15 protein-coding genes are annotated in these 15,865 nt (G+C 68.9%); 9 read left to right on the forward strand and 6 right to left on the reverse strand.

The annotated features are described in order from the left end of the window. Positions 1–35: 35 nt before the first annotated feature. Both MED15_RS04815 and MED15_RS04820 read right to left on the reverse strand, forming a co-directional pair. Positions 36–956, reverse strand: coding sequence for a carbohydrate ABC transporter permease (locus MED15_RS04815; protein WP_112602230.1), 921 nt, complete (start codon positions 954–956; stop codon positions 36–38). A 98-nt stretch (positions 957–1,054) separates the two neighbouring features. Next, entirely contained in the window at positions 1,055–2,353 is a 1,299-nt protein-coding gene (locus MED15_RS04820) for an ABC transporter substrate-binding protein (RefSeq protein WP_112602231.1), read from the reverse strand. Between the two features lie 345 nt (positions 2,354–2,698). Here MED15_RS04820 and MED15_RS04825 point away from each other — a divergent pair, with 345 nt between their 5' ends. After that, positions 2,699–3,721: a LacI family DNA-binding transcriptional regulator gene (locus tag MED15_RS04825; RefSeq protein ID WP_112602232.1), complete on the forward strand. Its 1,023-nt coding sequence runs from the start codon at positions 2,699–2,701 to the stop codon at positions 3,719–3,721. 7 nt (positions 3,722–3,728) lie between these two features. On the opposite strand, the gene MED15_RS04830 is transcribed toward MED15_RS04825, so the two are convergent. Together MED15_RS04830 and MED15_RS34060 are read right to left on the reverse strand one after the other, a co-directional pair. Continuing rightward, complete coding sequence (locus tag MED15_RS04830) at positions 3,729–4,772, reverse strand: LacI family DNA-binding transcriptional regulator (protein WP_112734853.1); 1,044 nt, start codon at positions 4,770–4,772, stop codon at positions 3,729–3,731. 336 nt (positions 4,773–5,108) lie between these two features. Next, positions 5,109–6,392 (reverse strand): cellulose-binding protein, encoded by a 1,284-nt coding sequence (locus tag MED15_RS34060; protein WP_244220360.1) that lies wholly within the window; start codon positions 6,390–6,392, stop codon positions 5,109–5,111. Between the two features lie 467 nt (positions 6,393–6,859). Here MED15_RS34060 and MED15_RS04840 point away from each other — a divergent pair, with 467 nt between their 5' ends. The 4 genes from MED15_RS04840 to MED15_RS04855 all read left to right on the forward strand — a co-directional run bounded on the left by MED15_RS04840 (position 6,860) and on the right by MED15_RS04855 (position 9,761). Beyond that, the gene (locus tag MED15_RS04840; protein ID WP_112734854.1) at positions 6,860–7,189 is read left to right on the forward strand and encodes an ArsR/SmtB family transcription factor; all 330 of its coding nucleotides are present in this window, start codon (positions 6,860–6,862) and stop codon (positions 7,187–7,189) included. Then, entirely contained in the window at positions 7,189–7,905 is a 717-nt protein-coding gene (locus tag MED15_RS04845; protein WP_112734946.1) for a cation efflux transmembrane domain-containing protein, read from the forward strand. The genes MED15_RS04840 and MED15_RS04845 overlap by 1 nt, the downstream gene beginning before the upstream one ends. A 115-nt stretch (positions 7,906–8,020) precedes the next feature. Continuing rightward, positions 8,021–9,220 carry a DUF6357 family protein gene (locus MED15_RS04850; RefSeq protein WP_112734855.1) on the forward strand — a complete coding sequence of 400 codons (1,200 nt, stop codon included), beginning with the start codon at positions 8,021–8,023 and terminating at the stop codon, positions 9,218–9,220. Positions 9,221–9,545: 325 nt separating this feature from the next. Next, on the forward strand, positions 9,546–9,761 hold the full coding sequence (locus MED15_RS04855; protein ID WP_112699156.1) for a hypothetical protein: 216 nt from the start codon (positions 9,546–9,548) through the stop codon (positions 9,759–9,761). 16 nt (positions 9,762–9,777) lie between these two features. Here MED15_RS04855 and MED15_RS04860 read toward each other — a convergent pair whose 3' ends face one another. Further along, the gene (locus MED15_RS04860) at positions 9,778–11,592 is read right to left on the reverse strand and encodes a glycoside hydrolase family 15 protein (RefSeq protein ID WP_112699155.1); all 1,815 of its coding nucleotides are present in this window, start codon (positions 11,590–11,592) and stop codon (positions 9,778–9,780) included. A 34-nt stretch (positions 11,593–11,626) separates the two neighbouring features. Further along, positions 11,627–12,103, reverse strand: coding sequence for a hypothetical protein (locus MED15_RS04865; RefSeq protein WP_091404692.1), 477 nt, complete (start codon positions 12,101–12,103; stop codon positions 11,627–11,629). A 506-nt stretch (positions 12,104–12,609) separates the two neighbouring features. Here MED15_RS04865 and cspE point away from each other — a divergent pair. The 4 genes from cspE to MED15_RS04885 all read left to right on the forward strand — a co-directional run bounded on the left by cspE (position 12,610) and on the right by MED15_RS04885 (position 15,760). Continuing rightward, on the forward strand, positions 12,610–12,813 hold the full coding sequence (gene cspE / locus MED15_RS04870) for a transcription antiterminator/RNA stability regulator CspE (RefSeq protein WP_043326981.1): 204 nt from the start codon (positions 12,610–12,612) through the stop codon (positions 12,811–12,813). A 297-nt stretch (positions 12,814–13,110) separates the two neighbouring features. After that, positions 13,111–13,947 (forward strand): CPBP family intramembrane glutamic endopeptidase, encoded by an 837-nt coding sequence (locus MED15_RS04875; RefSeq protein WP_112699154.1) that lies wholly within the window; start codon positions 13,111–13,113, stop codon positions 13,945–13,947. Next, entirely contained in the window at positions 13,944–15,104 is a 1,161-nt protein-coding gene (locus tag MED15_RS04880; RefSeq protein ID WP_112602238.1) for a sensor histidine kinase, read from the forward strand. The genes MED15_RS04875 and MED15_RS04880 overlap by 4 nt, the downstream gene beginning before the upstream one ends. Further along, complete coding sequence (locus MED15_RS04885) at positions 15,101–15,760, forward strand: response regulator (RefSeq protein ID WP_112699153.1); 660 nt, start codon at positions 15,101–15,103, stop codon at positions 15,758–15,760. The genes MED15_RS04880 and MED15_RS04885 overlap by 4 nt, the downstream gene beginning before the upstream one ends. The last annotated feature ends 105 nt before the right edge of the window (positions 15,761–15,865 follow it).

Below are 15,865 nucleotides of genomic sequence, written 5' to 3' on the forward strand. Positions count from 1 at the left end.
ATGCGGAGCTGGATCGGGAAAGGACGGCCATCGGCTCAGCTCTCCTCAGACCGGAAGACGCGCAGTTGCAGCGCGTTGACGAGAATCAGGGCCAGCAGCACGATGACGGACAGGGCCGCCGCCACGCCAAGGTCGTTCTGCCCCTGGAAGGCCACCATGTAGATGAGTTGGACAACGGTGATCGTGCTGTTGTCCGGGCCACCCTTCGTCAGGATGTAGAACTGCTCGAAGGCGAGCAGCGAGCCGGTGACACAGAGCACGGTGGTCAGCGCCAGCGTCGGGCGCAGCAATGGCAGCGTGATCATTCGGAAGGTCTGCCAGCGACTGGCGCCGTCCGAGCGGGCGGCCTCGAACACGTCGGCCGGTATGCCCTGCAAGCCGACGAGCATGAGAACCATGTAGAAGCCGGCGTAGCGCCAGACGATGAGGAAGGTGGTCGACAGCAGCGCCGAGTTCGGTGAGCCGAGGAACGTAAAGCCCAACTGGTCCATCAGCGGCGCCAGCGGGCTCGCGTACGGCGAGTAGAGGACGTAGAACAGCAGGGACGCCGACGCCAGCCCCAGGGCGCTGGGAATCAGGAGCGAGGCTCGGAGCAGGTTGTTCCACCGGCTCGACTCCTGCACGAGCAGGGCCAGTCCCAGGCCGAGCGCGAGCAGCAGCACGGTCGCAAGCACCGTGTACTTGACGGTGAACACCACCGAGTCGGTGAAGAAGCGGTGGTTGATCGCCTTCACGAAGTTGTCCGGCGCATTGATGCCCTGGTCGCCGGTCAGCAGCGGCCACCTCGACACCGACATCTTGATGACCAGCAACAGCGGCACAGCGAACAGCAGCACGACGAAGACCGCGGTCGGCGTCGCATAGATCCAACCGAGCAGGGCCTGCCGGGCGCGCGGGCGGGCGCGGCCGCGTATCGCCGGTTCGGGGGGCGGGCGGAAGGGTGCGGTGACGCTCATCGGAGCCCCTTTGTCCTTCAGGTGAGAGCCAACGGACGGGTGCTACCGCAGGCGGGTGCCGGCCGACAGCACATTCGGCACCCGCCTGTCGGGATCGGCTACTGCTTGAGCACGGCGGTGATCTCGGCGTTGTCCTTCTGGATGTCGCCGCTACCGTTGAGCACCTGGTTGCGGACGAGGGTCAGCCACGGGCTGCCTGGCGCGTTGAACGCCTGCTGGAAGTTCAGCGCCACGGGCGTGTCACCCTTGCCGGCCGCCTCGTTGATGGTGACCAGTCGCGGGTCCGCCACGGCGTACTTGTTGTTGGCGAGGTCGGCCCGCGCCACCACGTCCTTGTTCTTCGCCAGCACCTCGACCTGGGCGTCCTCGGACATCATCCAGCTCAGGAAGCTCCATGCCTGCGGCGCCTTCTTCGAGTCCTTCGAGACGCCGATCCCGTCCCCACCGACGAAGGTGGAGCCGCCACCGTTGGGGCCGGGGATGGCAGCAACACCGACCTCGAACGGCGTCGACGAAAGCAACGTCGCCGGGTAGAACATCAGCCCGACCTTGCCCTCGGTGAACGCGGCGGTCCAGGTCGGGCCCGTCTCCCCCGCCGAGGCGGGCAGCACCGCGCCGGACTTCCACAGGTCGTGCCAGGTGCGGTAGACCTTCTGGGCGGTCTCGTCGGCGAGTTTGGATTCGGTACCCTCCGCGCTCAACACCTGACCTCCGCTGGCCCAGACCGACGGGAACCAGGTGAAGACCAGACAGCCGCCGCAGTTCAGCCCGGCCGCCGTGCCGTAGACGCCGTTCTTCTTCGTCGCCTGGACCGCCTTGGCCGCAGCGGCGTAATCGTCGAGTGTCGCCGGGGCCTTCTCCGGGTCCAGCCCGGCGTCCTTGAACAGTTGCTTGTTCCAGAACAGCATCGACAGGTCCAGCACGAAGGGCAGGACGTGCTCCTTGCCGTCAAGCTTGCCGGCCGACAGGTGCCCCTTGTTGATCGAGTCCTTGAAGCTGAGGCCGTTGATGTTCGCGCTGATGTCCTGGAACAGCCCCTGGTTTACCCAGTTCTTCACGTAGACGATGTCGGCGGCGAAGAGGTCCGGAAGGGCACCCGAGCCGGACGCAGCACCGACCTTCGCGACGTAGTCGTCGTTGGGAACGACGGTCAGCTTGACCTTGTTCTGGTGGCCGGCGTTGTACGCCTCCACCAGGAGTTTCGCCTGCTTTTCCAGAGGCGCGCGGGTCCACATGGTGAGTTCGGTGCCGTCGTCGACGCCGTTGGGCCCAGCCTCGGCGGCGCTCGGGCCGGTCGGGTCGTCGCCGGTGCAGGCCGCCACACCGAGAGTCAGCGTCGCCACCAGCGCTCCGGCCAGCGAACGTAGGGCAGTTCGCCTGCCCAGGGCTCTCCTCATGATCTGTCTCCCTTGGGTCCATCGTTCCGAGGAAGCCGTTGCATGGCCTCCGTAAGCCGGCGATCCCGTGCGGGCTGCCCGGATGTCCCCATCGCGCCCTCGCCTCCCGCCGGCACCGCTCGCCCGCCACGTCGTCACCGCGGCGTCCGAGTCATGCGTGTCACTTTTTCGCCGCTAGCGTGGCGCACGAAATCGATTTCGGCAAGGTGTCACGCGGGTAAATCCGAAACACCTTTCGGCACCGCCCGCCGCTTCCCCGCAACCGCTCTAAGCTCTACGCTTACTCACAAAACGAGCGGGAGCCACCCCCGGTGGGCGGCCCTAAAACCTTGCGAAAGGATTTCGGTGGGGCGACGACGATCACAGTCGGTGACGCTTAGCGATGTGGCGAATCGCGCCGGCGTCTCCGTCGCCACCGCATCGAAGGCGCTGAACGGCCGCGCCGAGGTCGCTGCGGACACCCGAGAGCGGGTGATACGTGCGGCCGCCGATCTACGCTTCCAACCGAACGTGCTGGCATCCGGGCTGATCTCCGGGCGCACCCGCACAGTCGGGCTGCTCACCGACGAACTCGGCGGGCGGTTCTCGATCCCGATCCTGCTCGGCGCGGAGAATGCCCTCGGCAACGGCCAGATGTCAGTCCTGCTCTGCGACGCCCGCGGTGACGCCATCCGCCGCCAGCACTACATACGCACCCTGTTGGCACGTCAGGTCGACGGGTTCATCGTCGTCGGAGACAGCAACGACGTCAGCCCGTCACTGACCCAGGACATCCCCGTCCCGGTGGTCTACGCCTATGCCGAGTCAGTCGACCCACGAGATCTGTCGATCATCGCGGACGACGAGGGTGGCGCCCGGCTCGCAGCGGAATACCTGGTCCTGCATGGTCGACGCAGAATCGGGCACATCACCGGACCGGACAGCTACCGCGCCGCCCGGGACCGGGCGGCCGGACTTCGGGCGGTCCTCGACGATGCTGGCCTCTCGCCCGCCAACGATCCCCTGTTCGGCGAGTGGTCGCAGCGGTGGGGCCGACACGCGGCGCGTCTGCTGGTGGCCGCCTGCCCCGACGTCGACGCGATCTTCTGCGGCAATGACCAGGTCGCCGCCGGGGTCGCCGACGCCCTCCGCGACCTGGGTCGACGGATCCCCGAGGACGTGGCGATCGTCGGCTACGACAACTGGGAGGACTTCGCGGCCGAGTGCCGCCCGCCTCTCACCACTGTCGACCTCAACCTCGAACAACTCGGCGCCACCGCGGTCAATCATCTCCTCGCGGCCCTCGACGGCAACGCCAACTCCGGCGTCATCCGCCAGCACGGCCGTCTCGTCGTGCGCGAATCCACCGGACCCGCGCTCCCCCGGTAGCCGCGCCTCAGCAGGGCGACGGCGCCGCGGTGAATGGCGAGGCGTTCGGCGACCCCAGGGGGCGGGAGGGCACTGCGGTACTACGCCTGACCACCAGCTCAGGCACGAGCAGCTGTCGTGTCTGTGTCAGGGCGCCCTCGACCTGCTCAAGTTGGGACAGCAGGAGCCCCAGGCTGAGCCGGCCGAGCTCGGAGAAGTCCTGGCGCACCGTGGTCAGCGGCGGCAGATAGTGCGCTCCGTCAAGGGCGCCGTCGAACCCCACCACACTGACGTCCTCCGGAACCCGCCGACCGGCCTCGTGCAGGGCCCGCAGCACGCCCAGAGCCAACTGGTCACTCGCGCAGAACACGGCCGTCACGCACAAATCGGCCGCCAGCCGCTGGCCCTGCTCATACCCCGCCCGGGCACTCCAGTCCCCAGACACCACGGCGGGGACCGGCCGACCCGCCTCTCGCAACACCGCACGCCAACCCCGCAACCGCTCGCTGGCCTCCGGCCAGTCGCCCGGACCCGCCACGTGGTGAACGGTGCGGTGCCCCAGGTCCAGCAAGTGCCGGGTGGCCAACCGCGCCCCGGCGACGTTGTCGATCCGCGCACTCGGCACCGCATCGATACTGCCCCCACCCACGGTCACACAGGCGATCCCCGGCGACGCCTCCGCCAACGCGCCAGCCATCGCCGACTTCGGCGCGATAGCGATCACCCCCTCGACCGACTGCTGAGACAACCAGTCGACCGCGTCGAGCACCGACCCGCGATCCAGATGACGAACACTGGCAACGCTCACGAAGTAACCCGCCGCCCGGGCCGCGCCCTCGATCGCATACAACATCGAGGTCGGCCCGAACAACGGACTCTCGTAACCGATGATCCCCAAGGTGCCGGAGCGCCGCGTGACCAGCGCGCGAGCGGCGGGATTCCGCCGGTAGTCCAACTTTCGCATCGCGTCGACAACCCGCTGCCGGGTCGCGGCCGTGACGTGTGGGTGCCGGTTGATGACCCGGGAAACCGTCTGGGTGGACACCCCCGCCAGCTCGGCGACGTCACGCATGATGGGTCGTCCGGGCCACCCGGCCGGTCGGGTGGAGGCGTCCGACCATGGGTCGTCCACCGTCTCGGGGGCGTTCACCTTGACCACAACCCACTCTCCTCGGCTTCAGTCAATCCACGGTCCGGGCACCGAGAATGGCCGCCGAAAAGGGTTTCGGCAAGATGCCGACGCCCCGGGTCCGGCGCAGGCCGGACCCGGGGCGGCACCGGTGACTGGCACCACGACTTGTGTACGGGCCATGAAGCCCGCCAGCGATCGCGGCGTCGGTCCGATGAGGGCGGGCTGCATCCGCGGGCCATTCGCCGCGGTGGTGGTCAGCCGCCGTCTTGCCTGCGGTCAGTAGCCGTAGCGGTCCTTCAGGTGTCGCCACCAGTCGCGGAACATCCAGGTGTCGAACTCGGTGATCGTGCTGGCGCTACCGGCCTTCATCAGAAACCCGCCGACACCACTGGGAGTCCAGTCGTAGAAGTCGTCGAGGCCGAAGGTGTGACCGATCTCGTGCAGCAGAATGTGCATGTTCGCGGCATTGAGGTTGTTCATGAAGTACTCACGGCCCATCCGTTGACCCCAGTCACCCCCTGCGCCGCCGCCGAACCCGTCGGTCAACCACAACGACTGGTCATAGTGCCGGGACGCACCACCCGGGCAGTTCGGGTACTGCCCACTCTGGTTGAAGAACCGCCCGCACGGCTCGGCGCACTGCGGCGCGTTCTCCCGAATGTTGTTGACGTAGATGTCCACCGACGTGTCCGACCACTGCAACTGCGCCCGGTCCCGAACCGCCCACCCGACGACCCGCACCGGCACCTCGCTGTACGGCCAGGCGTTGTGCCCGACCATCAGGTCGAACCACTTCTTGTACTGCCGAGTCAATGCCGCATGCACCTGATCACGCTGCGCGGCGCTCACCGTTGCGCTGGAGTCCCACCGCACACAGACGTTGAGGTACCCCCGGTTCGCGAAGACCTGATCCCAACCGTAGTTCCGGAACCCATACAGGTTGTTGTAGGTCTGCTCCTGATGCGTCCACACCTGACCGAGCGGACTCACCAGGTTGGCCGGCGGGTTCCAACCCGGCGACGGCGGGGCCGTGGGCGGGTTGGTGTGCGCCTTGACCTCCAACAGGCCCACCGAGGAGGTGCCGTTGGAGGTCAGTTGAATCCGCAGGCGGGTGGTGTTGACTGCGGTGAAGGACACCCGGTTGTACCTGTCGGCGGCCACCGGGTAGCCGCTGGCGCCAGGAACGTCGGCGAAGGCGCTGCCGGACCAGGACTGCACCCGCCAGGCCGACGGCAGCCGAACACCGCCCTGGTCGTCGAAAAAGTACGCGTCCACCGCGCGGATCGTCTGGGCGGTGGGCCAGGTCAGCTCGACCCAGTGGGTGCCGGTCTGCGGCCAGGTGCCCCACCGGGGGTTGGTGGTGTCGTTGGAACGGGGCGGATCAACTCCGTCCTTGACCGCCGCCAGGCTTTCCCAGGACGAGGTGTAGGAGGCCGTCGCGGTGGCGTTCCACGCCAGGTTGTCCCCGGGAGCGGCTTGCGCCGCAGTGGCCACCAGCAGGTTGGAGGTGCACAGGGCCAGGGCCGCCAACGATGCCGAGACCCGTCGATTCCAGGTCATTTCACACTCCTTTCAGTAGACATGAGTCGGTTATGGATGTCCGGCCGGCCCGTTCCTCGGCGAGCGCGACCTGATGGGTGCGGTCAGGCCGGCAACGCCGTCGGCACGAACCCAGCCACTCTCGGCAGTTACATTCTTCGATGCCTTGGCCCACCCTGCCGTACGGAAACCTTTTCGGCAAGGCGTCAAATTGGCTAGCTACATCGACCGTGAAACCGTCGCCCCCGCACGCTTCCGCAGTAGTCGCACCGACATCGTGGCCTTTCACAGGGGAGACGCCCGACCCCATGTCGGCCAGTCATCAGTTTCGAAAGTCTTTCGGTGGTTGATTCGCGCTGGCCCGCGTTCGTCGCGCCATCAGCGTCGCGCTGGCCGATCAGATCGAGCCCAATGTTCAGTCGTGGGCGCCACGGTGGCGCGCACAGTTCAGCGTCAAATTAATTCACAGACTGATGTACGGTCGTCGGATGGAGACGCTGACGCATGGGCAGGTCCTGGCCCGTTTCGGTCATGCCCTGTCAGACCCGGTTCGCGCCCGGCTCCTGCTCGCGCTACGCGACGGGCCCGGTTATCCGGCAGAGCTCGCCGACCTGCTGGGCACCAGCCGGCAGAACCTCTCCAACCACCTGGCATGCCTGCGCGGCTGCGGCCTCGTCGTCGCCGTGCCCGAAGGTCGCCGCAGCCGCTACGAACTCGCCGACGCCCGGCTCACGCACGCCCTCGGAGACCTGCTCGGTCTGGTCCTGGCCGTCGACCCAGCCGCCTGCCCGGCCGCCGAATCCGAGGCGTGCTCCTGATGAACACGCCACTTCCGCTGATGTCGGTTGGCCCCTCACCGGCCCGGCGCTCGATCCTGATCCGACGGGTTCGCCTGTTCGTCGCCGCGACGATCACCTACAACGTGATCGAGGCGGTCATCGCCATCAGCGCCGGCAGGGTCGCCTCCTCGACCGCGCTGATCGGGTTCGGGCTGGACTCCGTCATCGAGGTGGCCTCCGCCGCCGCCGTGGCCTGGCAGTTCTCCGGCCCCGACCATGAACGCCGGGAACGCGCCGCGCTGCGGATCATCGCGTTGTCGTTCTTCGTCCTCGCCGCCTACGTGTCCGTCGAATCGGTGCGCGCGCTCGTCGGCGTCGACCGCGCAGAACACTCCACGATCGGTCTGGTCCTGGCCGCGGTATCGCTGGCGGTGATGCCGGTCCTGTCGGCCGCACAGCGCCGCGCAGGCCGCGAACTCGGGTCAGCGTCGGCCGTCGCGGACTCCAAGCAGACCCTGCTGTGCACGTACCTCTCGGCGGTGCTGCTGGTCGGGCTCGCGGTCAACTCGCTGTTCGGCTGGTGGTGGGCCGACCCCAGCGCCGCTCTGATCATCGCCGCGGTCGCGGTCAAGGAAGGCCGCGAAGCATGGCGTGGCGACACCTGCTGCGTCCCCGGCGCCGCCCTGCGCTCCCCCGCCGACCGCAGCGACGCCAACGGATCCACCGACGGGTGCTGCACCACCGACACCCGCTGACCGGGGGCATGCGCAAGGCACGACAGGCATCATGGCGGACGGCGACGTGGGAGAGTTCCGCTTCAACGTCTGGCCTTGGCAGTAAGCGTATGAGGCCCGAAGCACCGAGGATGGCATGCGATCCCTGACCTTCAGCGACGACAAGGACAACGAGCGGGAGTGGGTCCCTGGCGACCCGACAGACGCGCTCGGCGCGTTCCTGGAGTTCATCGATGAGCATCGTGCTGACGACAACGCGTCGTTCTGCATCACTGATGAGCGCGACGAGGGACTGATCCTCTGGCTCGACCACGGGATCGTCGCACGGGTCACCGGGGGGCAGGATTCGCGCACAGAGTTCCGCCTCGTCAACGCCGGCGACTTTCGCAAGCTCGCGTTCATGTTCATCCGCGGCGGCTTCGTCAAGCTCGGCCGGTATGGCCCATGGTGGCCGGACGTGCCCAGCGCCATGCGTACACAGCTCCGACTCGATTTCGACAGGTCGGTGCTCCGACGGACCCACCCGCGCGAGCTGTGCCGTCGACTGGCCGTCCTGACCTACATCGACGGGCGCGAGCCGACGACGGTCGCGGGCTTTACGCACTACGGGTTCGGCGACGGCAGTGGTGACTCCGTCGACGGGTGGTTCGCCGCCGGCGCTCGCGGCCTGGTGGTCACGTTTGACCGCGGGAGCCCTCTGGCCTCCATCGACGACGCCCATGCGCGGGCCGCGCTGTACGACGGCGTGCCGCCTGACCTGCTCGCGCTGGTGCGGCACATGCCGCAGCCGGGCACCGTCCGCACCAGCGCACATCCGAACGGCGGCATGCTCGTGGCAGCCACCGGCATCTTCACGTATTCGGGCCCCTGCATGATGTCCGAAGGCTTGCTGGTGCGGTTGCAGGAAGACCAGCTGGGCGTCGAGGATGCCCAGGTCGGCAGGCTGCTGGAGCGCTTGCTCGCGTTGGAGGACTTCACGCCTGCCGCAGTCGCGCAGGCAGCGCCATGGTGGAGCGACGATGCCATCGCGCGCGGCTTCGCCGCGGCTGCGGCGCTGAGCGGCGAGCTGTCACTGACCGCGCCGCTCGACCGGGATGCCGTTGACCGGTTCTGTCGCATCTGGGCCGACTCGGGCTACAACGATCCCTGGGGTGTGCACTACGTCTTCTTCGATTGCCACACGCTTGAGGAGGCGGGCGAGGCTCGTGACGAGCTGCTGAGTCTGATCCAGGCCCTCGGGCTCGAGCGCGTCGACGCCCCGGCTGGATCCGGCAGCGGCGAAGTGTGGGTGCGCTCCGACCCCCGCATCGACGCCGAGCTCGGGCACTGGGCGTGATCGTCGCGCTGCGCCCCCGACGGGCTACTTCGACGAGCGGTACGCCACAGCGCTGATCGACAGCGAGGCACTCTGGCAGTTCCAAGGCGAGTGCTGGCGGGGCCAGCATGACGACCTGCGCCTCTTCCACCCGAGCGGCGCGGCGTGGCGACCAGCGAGGTGGTTCTCGTGCCGGGAGCGCCTGATCCCTCCACGGTTCGCGGGCGAGCTCTGGTGGCACATCGATGCGCTGGGTGAGCCGGCTGACAGCGAGCAGGTCGAGATCTCGCACAGCCTTGCCGCCGGCACAGCGCTGATCGCGGTCGGTCCTGTTGGCGTGAGCAGCATGACGTTTCGCCTCGTCGGCGACGGCGCATATCCGCGTCCCGCCGCGCTGATCGCCGGACTGACAGTGGGCAGCGATCGCGAGCAAGCGTGGGCGATCCTGGGCGACCCGGCGCAGGCAGCTTCCGACGAGTTCGTCGTACAGGGGGTGCGGATACGGCTCGGCTACGCCGCCGACGGCCTCGTCGAGATCTCGCTGGAGCGCCCCGACTCCTAGCCGGGGGTCTGGCACCCTAGCCAGCGGCGGCGTCGCGAATGGCGAGCGCGGCCTGGACGAGCGCGGCGTGGGTCAGTGTCTGGGGGTAGTTGCCGAGGTGAGCGCCGGTCGCCGGGTCCAACTCTTCGGCGTAGAGCCCGAGTGGGCTGGCGTGGTCGAGCATGGACTGGAACAGTTCGACCGCCTCGGTGCGGCGCCCGGTGCGGGCGAGGGCCTGCACCAGCCAGAACGAGCACGGCAGGAACGCGCCCTCGGCGCCGTGGAAGCCGTCACTTCCCGGCGGATAGCGGTAGAGCAGCGGACCGCCGGCGGAGAGCCGCTCCCGAATGGCGTTGATGGTGCCCTGCACCCGGGACGACTCGACGCTGTCCATGTCCAGCAGCGGCAGGACGAGCAGGGCCGCGTCGAGGGCATCGGAGCCGTAGCTGCGGACGTAACTGCCCGCCGTCGGGTTGAAGCCGGATGTCCGTACCTCGGCGGCGATGGCATCTCGTGCCTCCTGCCAACGTCGACGTCGGCGGCCGGACAGGGGGTGGGTGTCGGCGATGCGCAGGGCTCGATCCAGGGCGAGCCACCCCATGAGCTTGGAATGCACGTGTTGGGCAGGTTCGCGAACCTCCCAGATGCCGGCGTCGGGCTCCTGCCAGTAACGGGCGACGATGTCGGCGAAGCCGCGTATCGCCCGCCATGTCTCGGTGTAGAGACGGTGCCCGGCCTGCACGAACGCCCAGGCGGCGTCGATCACCCAGCCGTAGCCGTCGAGTTGGTGCTGCCCGGCGGCGCCGTTGCCGACCCGTACCGGGACGCTGCCGAGATAGCCCGGCCAGCCGGGCAGTTCCCGTTCGGCGGGCACCCGGCGGCCGTGAAGGGTGAGCAGCGCCGGTAGGCGTGGCCGCTGTAGCCGGCTGGCGTGCAACAGCCAGGCGAGGAAACCCTGTGCCTCGTCGGGCTTGCCGACGCTGAGGAAGGCGCTGACGCCGATGCTGGCGTCTCGGGGCCAGACATAGCGGTAGTCCCAGTTCCGTACCCCGCCGGGATCCTCCGGCAGAGAGGTGGTGGGTGCGGCCACCGGGGCTCGTGACGGCGAGTAGGTCAGTAGCCGCAGGGTCAGCAGGCTTCGAACGACGTGTTCCCGGAAAGGCAGTGACGGGTCGATCTCCGCCGTCCAGTCCCGCCAGCGGTCCTCGTCCTCGGTCAGGAGGTCCCAGGCCGCTGCCGGGTCGACGTGGATCAGCGGTTCGCGGTGCGCCACGGCAAGCACGAGGGTGACCGGACGGCCCGGGCTGACCGTGATCGAGGTGGGGCGGCCTGGCTCGATGGAGAGCCGCGGCGCGCTGCCCAGGGAGACCGCGAGCGACCCCCACTGACACACCAGCGCCTGGCGGCGGTGCTGGGCTCGTGGCCGGCGGTGCCGTACACCGAAGCGGGGGTCGAACTCGACGACGGCGTCGACCGCCGAATCATCGGTCGACAGGCGCCGCACGACCAGTGTCGTGGGCAGCAGGCGACCGCTGACCTCGGCCACCATCCCCTCGGTGAGGGTGAGCCGCCCGCCGCGTACCTCCCACGTCGTCTCCAGGGTGGCGGTGTGCCGCCGGTAGCGCCGTTCGACGACCGTGGCCGGTCGGGCCGGACCGAGCCGGAACGTCCCCGCGTCGGGACCCCCGACCAGCCGGCCGAACAGGGGCTCGCCGTCGAAGCGGGGCACGCAGAGCCAGTCGATCCCGCCGTCACCGTCGACGAGAGCCGCGGTGCGGGTGTCACCCAGCAGCCCGTAGTCGCTGATCGGCGCCAGGGGCCGGGGACGCGTCCTGTCGTGTCCACCGGTCATGGTGATCGCTTCCTGACGAGTCGCGGGACGCGGGTCAGTGGGCTCGAAGGAGCAGCCCGAGGACCACCCCGTAGAAGACGTGCACGACAGCCACGACCGCTGGAGTCTGGATGCCGTAGTTGACGCCGAACAGGCCGGGCGGCTCCAGCACGGCCGTGCTGGCCGGACCTGCCCGTTGGGAGGCCATGCGCGGGTGGACCCCCGGAAGCAGCGGCAGGAGGACCGTCAGGGCGATTCCGACGTGGACGGTTCCGAGCAGGGCACCGATCCACCAGGTGGCGCGGTGCAGCAGGGCGAACGTGGCCGCGTAGCCGAGAGCGAAGCCCTGACCGGCGCAGAGGTGGATGAAGAAACCGACGACTCGGGCCCGGTCGGGGTCCTCGGTGACCAGGGTCCCGAGCACCAGGGGAAAGTCGAGGCGGGTGAGGCCGGCCAGTTGAGCGGTGATCAGCGCGGCGGTCAGCACGGCGGTGGCGACCAACCCGAACAACGCCCATCCGGCCCAGTCCATCTCAGCCGTGCTGGACGCCGCGGGCGTCGGCGGCGCCGGTCGGCACGCGGCACCGCGACGTCTTCTCGGTCATGGATCCGCCCTTCGGCTGGACAACGTGAAGGTCTGTGGTCCGGATCCGGACGTCGCACGGCGCCGGAAGCGCCGGCCTTTCACCATAAGCCACCGAACTGTCCGGTCGAGTGGAATCGTCGGATGGCACCTCACCGGGTCGTCGGTGAGGTCGCCTTCGCCTCGTCGCCGGCCAGCGAGGCGTGCAGCGCGCCCGGGTTCAGGTGTGGTCGGCCGCCGGGACGTCCACTCACCTCGACGGGATCGACGAGGCATCATGTGCTACGGTAACCGAGTTGCAGTTTTGATTTCCGTAGACGTTTACCAGCGCCTGATGGGGCATCAGAAACCCCTCCAGGCGCTTTTCGTTTTTCGTGTCGTTTCGACGCGGGTGATCAACGCGGCGGCGTAAGGGTCCGCACAGTGCGGTCTCTGACAGCCTGCGAGGAGCAGACATGACTACAGGTACCGTGAAGTGGTTCAACGCCGACAAGGGCTTCGGCTTCATCAGCCCGGACGACGGCGGCGCCGACGTCTTTGCCCACTTCTCCGCGATCTCGGCGAGCGGCTTCCGCAGCCTCGACGAGAACCAGAAGGTGGAGTTCGACGTCACCCAGGGCCAGAAGGGCCCGCAGGCGGAGAACATCCGCCCGCTCTGATTTCACACTCTGCGAACGGCGGCCCGACTGATTCAGCGGGCCGCCGTTCGGCGTTTCATGCGCTCACCACGGCATCTCAAAATGGTGGTCGATCATCCCCATCTCGCGCAACGTGGCGTACGCCTTCACCACGGTGTTCCGGTTGACGCCGAGGTTGTCTGGGCTCCCGAGCGGTTTCTTGTCCCCCGTGCGAGCTACCCGCAAGTGTCCACTGCACGGTGACGATTGTGGGCGGCGGAAGATCATAGGTTTCTTCGTGTCCGCGGCGCTCCGGCCGTGGTCTACGAAGGAGTCGCCATGCGATTCGTCAAACAGTTTCTCGCCGTCACCGTCGCCGCCCTCGTCGGCTGGCAGAGCGTCGCCGCCGTCGAGGGCAGCTTCTTCCTCACCTTGGTGATCGGCGCTGCGACGGCAGTGCTGGGCGTGGTCGTCTACCGGTGGGTCGTGCGGCGCACCGAGCGCCGTGAGCCGACCGAGCTCGGCCTGGACGGCTGGGGCCGGAAGCTGGGCCGCGGGACGCTCATCGGCTTCGCCATGTTCGCGGCCGTCATCGCCAACATCGCGTTCCTCGGCGGTTACCACGTCGAGGCCTGGGGTTCGCCGACGGGAGCGCTGGGTCTGCTCGGGTTCATGGCGGCCGCCGCCGTCACCGAGGAGCTGATCTTCCGGGGGGTGCTGTTCCGCATCATCGAGGAGCGCACGGGCACCTGGATCGCTCTCGCCCTGACCGGCGTGGTGTTCGGCGCGATCCACCTGATGAACCCGCACGCCACAGTGTGGGGGGCGACCGCCATCGCGATCGAGGCCGGGTTCATGCTGGCCGCCTGCTACGCCGCCACCCGGAACCTGTGGGTCCCGATCGGCCTGCACTTCGGCTGGAACTTCGCCGCCGGCGGCATCTTCAGCGTCGTGGTCTCAGGCAACGGCGAGTCAAAGGGGCTGATCGAGGCCTCGACAACGGGGCCGGTCGCGCTGAGCGGTGGCGACTTCGGGCCGGAGGGCAGCCTGTACGCGGTGCTGGCCGGCGTGGTGCTGACCGCGGTATTCCTGTGGCTGGCCAAGCGCCGCGGGCACATCATCCCTCGCCGCCACCGCACGGCGCAGGCCCCGGCAACCGCTACAGTCACCCAGTGATCAAGCTCCGGAGGCTCCCGGATCTGTGGCGGCAGTGGCCGATCACGGTCCGGGATCTCCCGATCGCCCTGGCCCTCGCCCTCGCGACGGTGGTCCCGGCCCTGGAGCGACAGGGCACGCAGCTCGGCGACCTCCCGGACCGCCCGTACGATGCGCTGACCATCGGTGTCGTCGCCCTGGAGTGCCTGCCGCTCGCCGTAAGGCGTCGGTGGCCGGCCGTCTGCCTCGCGCTGGTGTCGCTCGGCTTCGCGATCGACCAGCTCCGCGGCTACCACACCATCGCCGGTACGGGACTGGCCATCGCGCTCATCAGCGCCGGCACCCACCTGGAACGGCGCCGCTGGACCGTCGCGGGTCTCGCCACGGCGGCGTACGTGCCCCTGGCGATCTCCCTCGACCGGCTCGGGTCGGGTGAGGGCGTCGCGGGGTTCAGCACCTTCTACCTGCTGCTGGCGCTCGCGTGGGGCATCGGGGCGTGGCTGCGCCAGAACCGGGCCACCGAGGCGGAACGCCGCCGCCATGCCGAGGAGGCCACCCGTACTGCGGAGCGCACGCGCATCGCCCGGGAGCTGCACGACGTCGTCACCCACCACGTGACGGCGATGGTCGTGCAGGCCGAGGCGGCGCGCTACCTGACGGGCGCCCCGGACAAGTTGGACCAGACCTTGACCGCGATCACCGGGACCGGCCGCCGGGCCGTCGGCGACCTGCGGCAGCTGCTCGACCTGCTCAACCCGGATCACAACAGCACAGGCGATCCGCGTACGCCCTCCGTCGGCGACCTGGACGCCCTCGTCGAGCATTCCCGGCAGGCCGGGCAGCCGGTTGAGTTCGTCCGGGAGGGCACGCCGGCGGCGGCCACCGGCAGCGCCGAGGTGGTGGCGTACCGGGTGGTGCAGGAGGCGCTGACGAACGCGCTGAAGTACGCGCACGGCAGCCGAACCCGGGTTCGCGTTCACCACGGGAAAGGAGAGACGACCGTGGAGATCAGCACCGACGGCTCCGGATCTGACAGCGCGTCCCCGGGCGGCAGCGGGCGCGGCCTCGCCGGGCTCCGCGAGCGGGTCACCGTCCTCGGTGGCGACTTCAGCGCGGGTGCGCAGGCTTCCGGCGGCTTCCTCGTGCGGGCCCGGATCCCGGCTGGAAACCCGTCGTGACCGCGCCGGTCCGGGTGCTCGTCTGCGACGATCAGGAGCTGATCCGCGCCGGATTCGCGACAATCATCGACGCCCAGCCCGACATGGAGATCGTCGGCGAGTGCGGTGACGGGCGCGCGGCAGTCGACCTGGCCCGTCGGCTTCGGCCGGACGTGGTGGTGATGGACATCCGGATGCCGGTGCTCGACGGCATCGAGGCGACCCGCCTGCTGGCCGGCGCGGGGGTCCCCGTGCCGGTGAAGGTCCTCGTGGTGACGACGTTCAACCTCGACGAGTACGTCTACGAGGCGCTGCGCGCGGGCGCCAGCGGCTTCCTGCTCAAGGACGCCCCACCGGCGCAGTTGCTCCACGGCATCCGCACGGTGGCGACGGGCGCCGCGCTGCTTGCCCCGGAGGTGACCCGGCAGCTGGTGGGCAGGTACGCGGCCCGCATCCGCCCGGCCGAGGGGGACCCGGACGGCGGCGCGCTGACCCCACGCGAGCTGGAGGTGCTCCGGCTCATCGCGGAGGGGCTCTCCAACAGCGAGATCGCCGCGGCCCTGGTGATCAGCCAGGAGACGGTCAAGACGTACGTGTCCCGCATCCTCACCAAGCTCGACCTGCGCGACCGGGTGCAGGCCGTGGTGTACGCGTACCGCCGGGGCCTGGTGACCTGAGCGACCCGCTCCTTTCACTGCGGTGTTCGGCGCACGAGCAGCACGACCCGTACCGTGGGGAGTTGCTTGTCGTCCTCGATCTCGAAATCCTTGCCGAGGGTTTCG

The organism is Micromonospora noduli, assembly GCF_003264475.1.
GTDB lineage: Bacteria > Actinomycetota > Actinomycetes > Mycobacteriales > Micromonosporaceae > Micromonospora > Micromonospora noduli.

Coding starts and splice junctions, on each gene's coding strand:
- MED15_RS04815 (WP_112602230.1), bottom strand. CDS start 956: ATGAGCGTCACCGCACCCTTCCGCCCGCCCCCCGAACCGGCGATACGC.
- MED15_RS04820 (WP_112602231.1), bottom strand. CDS start 2,353: ATGAGGAGAGCCCTGGGCAGGCGAACTGCCCTACGTTCGCTGGCCGGA.
- MED15_RS04830 (WP_112734853.1), bottom strand. CDS start 4,772: ATGCGTGACGTCGCCGAGCTGGCGGGGGTGTCCACCCAGACGGTTTCC.
- MED15_RS34060 (WP_244220360.1), bottom strand. CDS start 6,392: ATGACCTGGAATCGACGGGTCTCGGCATCGTTGGCGGCCCTGGCCCTG.
- MED15_RS04840 (WP_112734854.1), top strand. CDS start 6,860: ATGGAGACGCTGACGCATGGGCAGGTCCTGGCCCGTTTCGGTCATGCC.
- MED15_RS04845 (WP_112734946.1), top strand. CDS start 7,189: ATGAACACGCCACTTCCGCTGATGTCGGTTGGCCCCTCACCGGCCCGG.
- MED15_RS04850 (WP_112734855.1), top strand. CDS start 8,021: ATGCGATCCCTGACCTTCAGCGACGACAAGGACAACGAGCGGGAGTGG.
- MED15_RS04855 (WP_112699156.1), top strand. CDS start 9,546: ATGACGTTTCGCCTCGTCGGCGACGGCGCATATCCGCGTCCCGCCGCG.
- MED15_RS04860 (WP_112699155.1), bottom strand. CDS start 11,592: ATGACCGGTGGACACGACAGGACGCGTCCCCGGCCCCTGGCGCCGATC.
- MED15_RS04865 (WP_091404692.1), bottom strand. CDS start 12,103: ATGGACTGGGCCGGATGGGCGTTGTTCGGGTTGGTCGCCACCGCCGTG.
- cspE (WP_043326981.1), top strand. CDS start 12,610: ATGACTACAGGTACCGTGAAGTGGTTCAACGCCGACAAGGGCTTCGGC.
- MED15_RS04875 (WP_112699154.1), top strand. CDS start 13,111: ATGCGATTCGTCAAACAGTTTCTCGCCGTCACCGTCGCCGCCCTCGTC.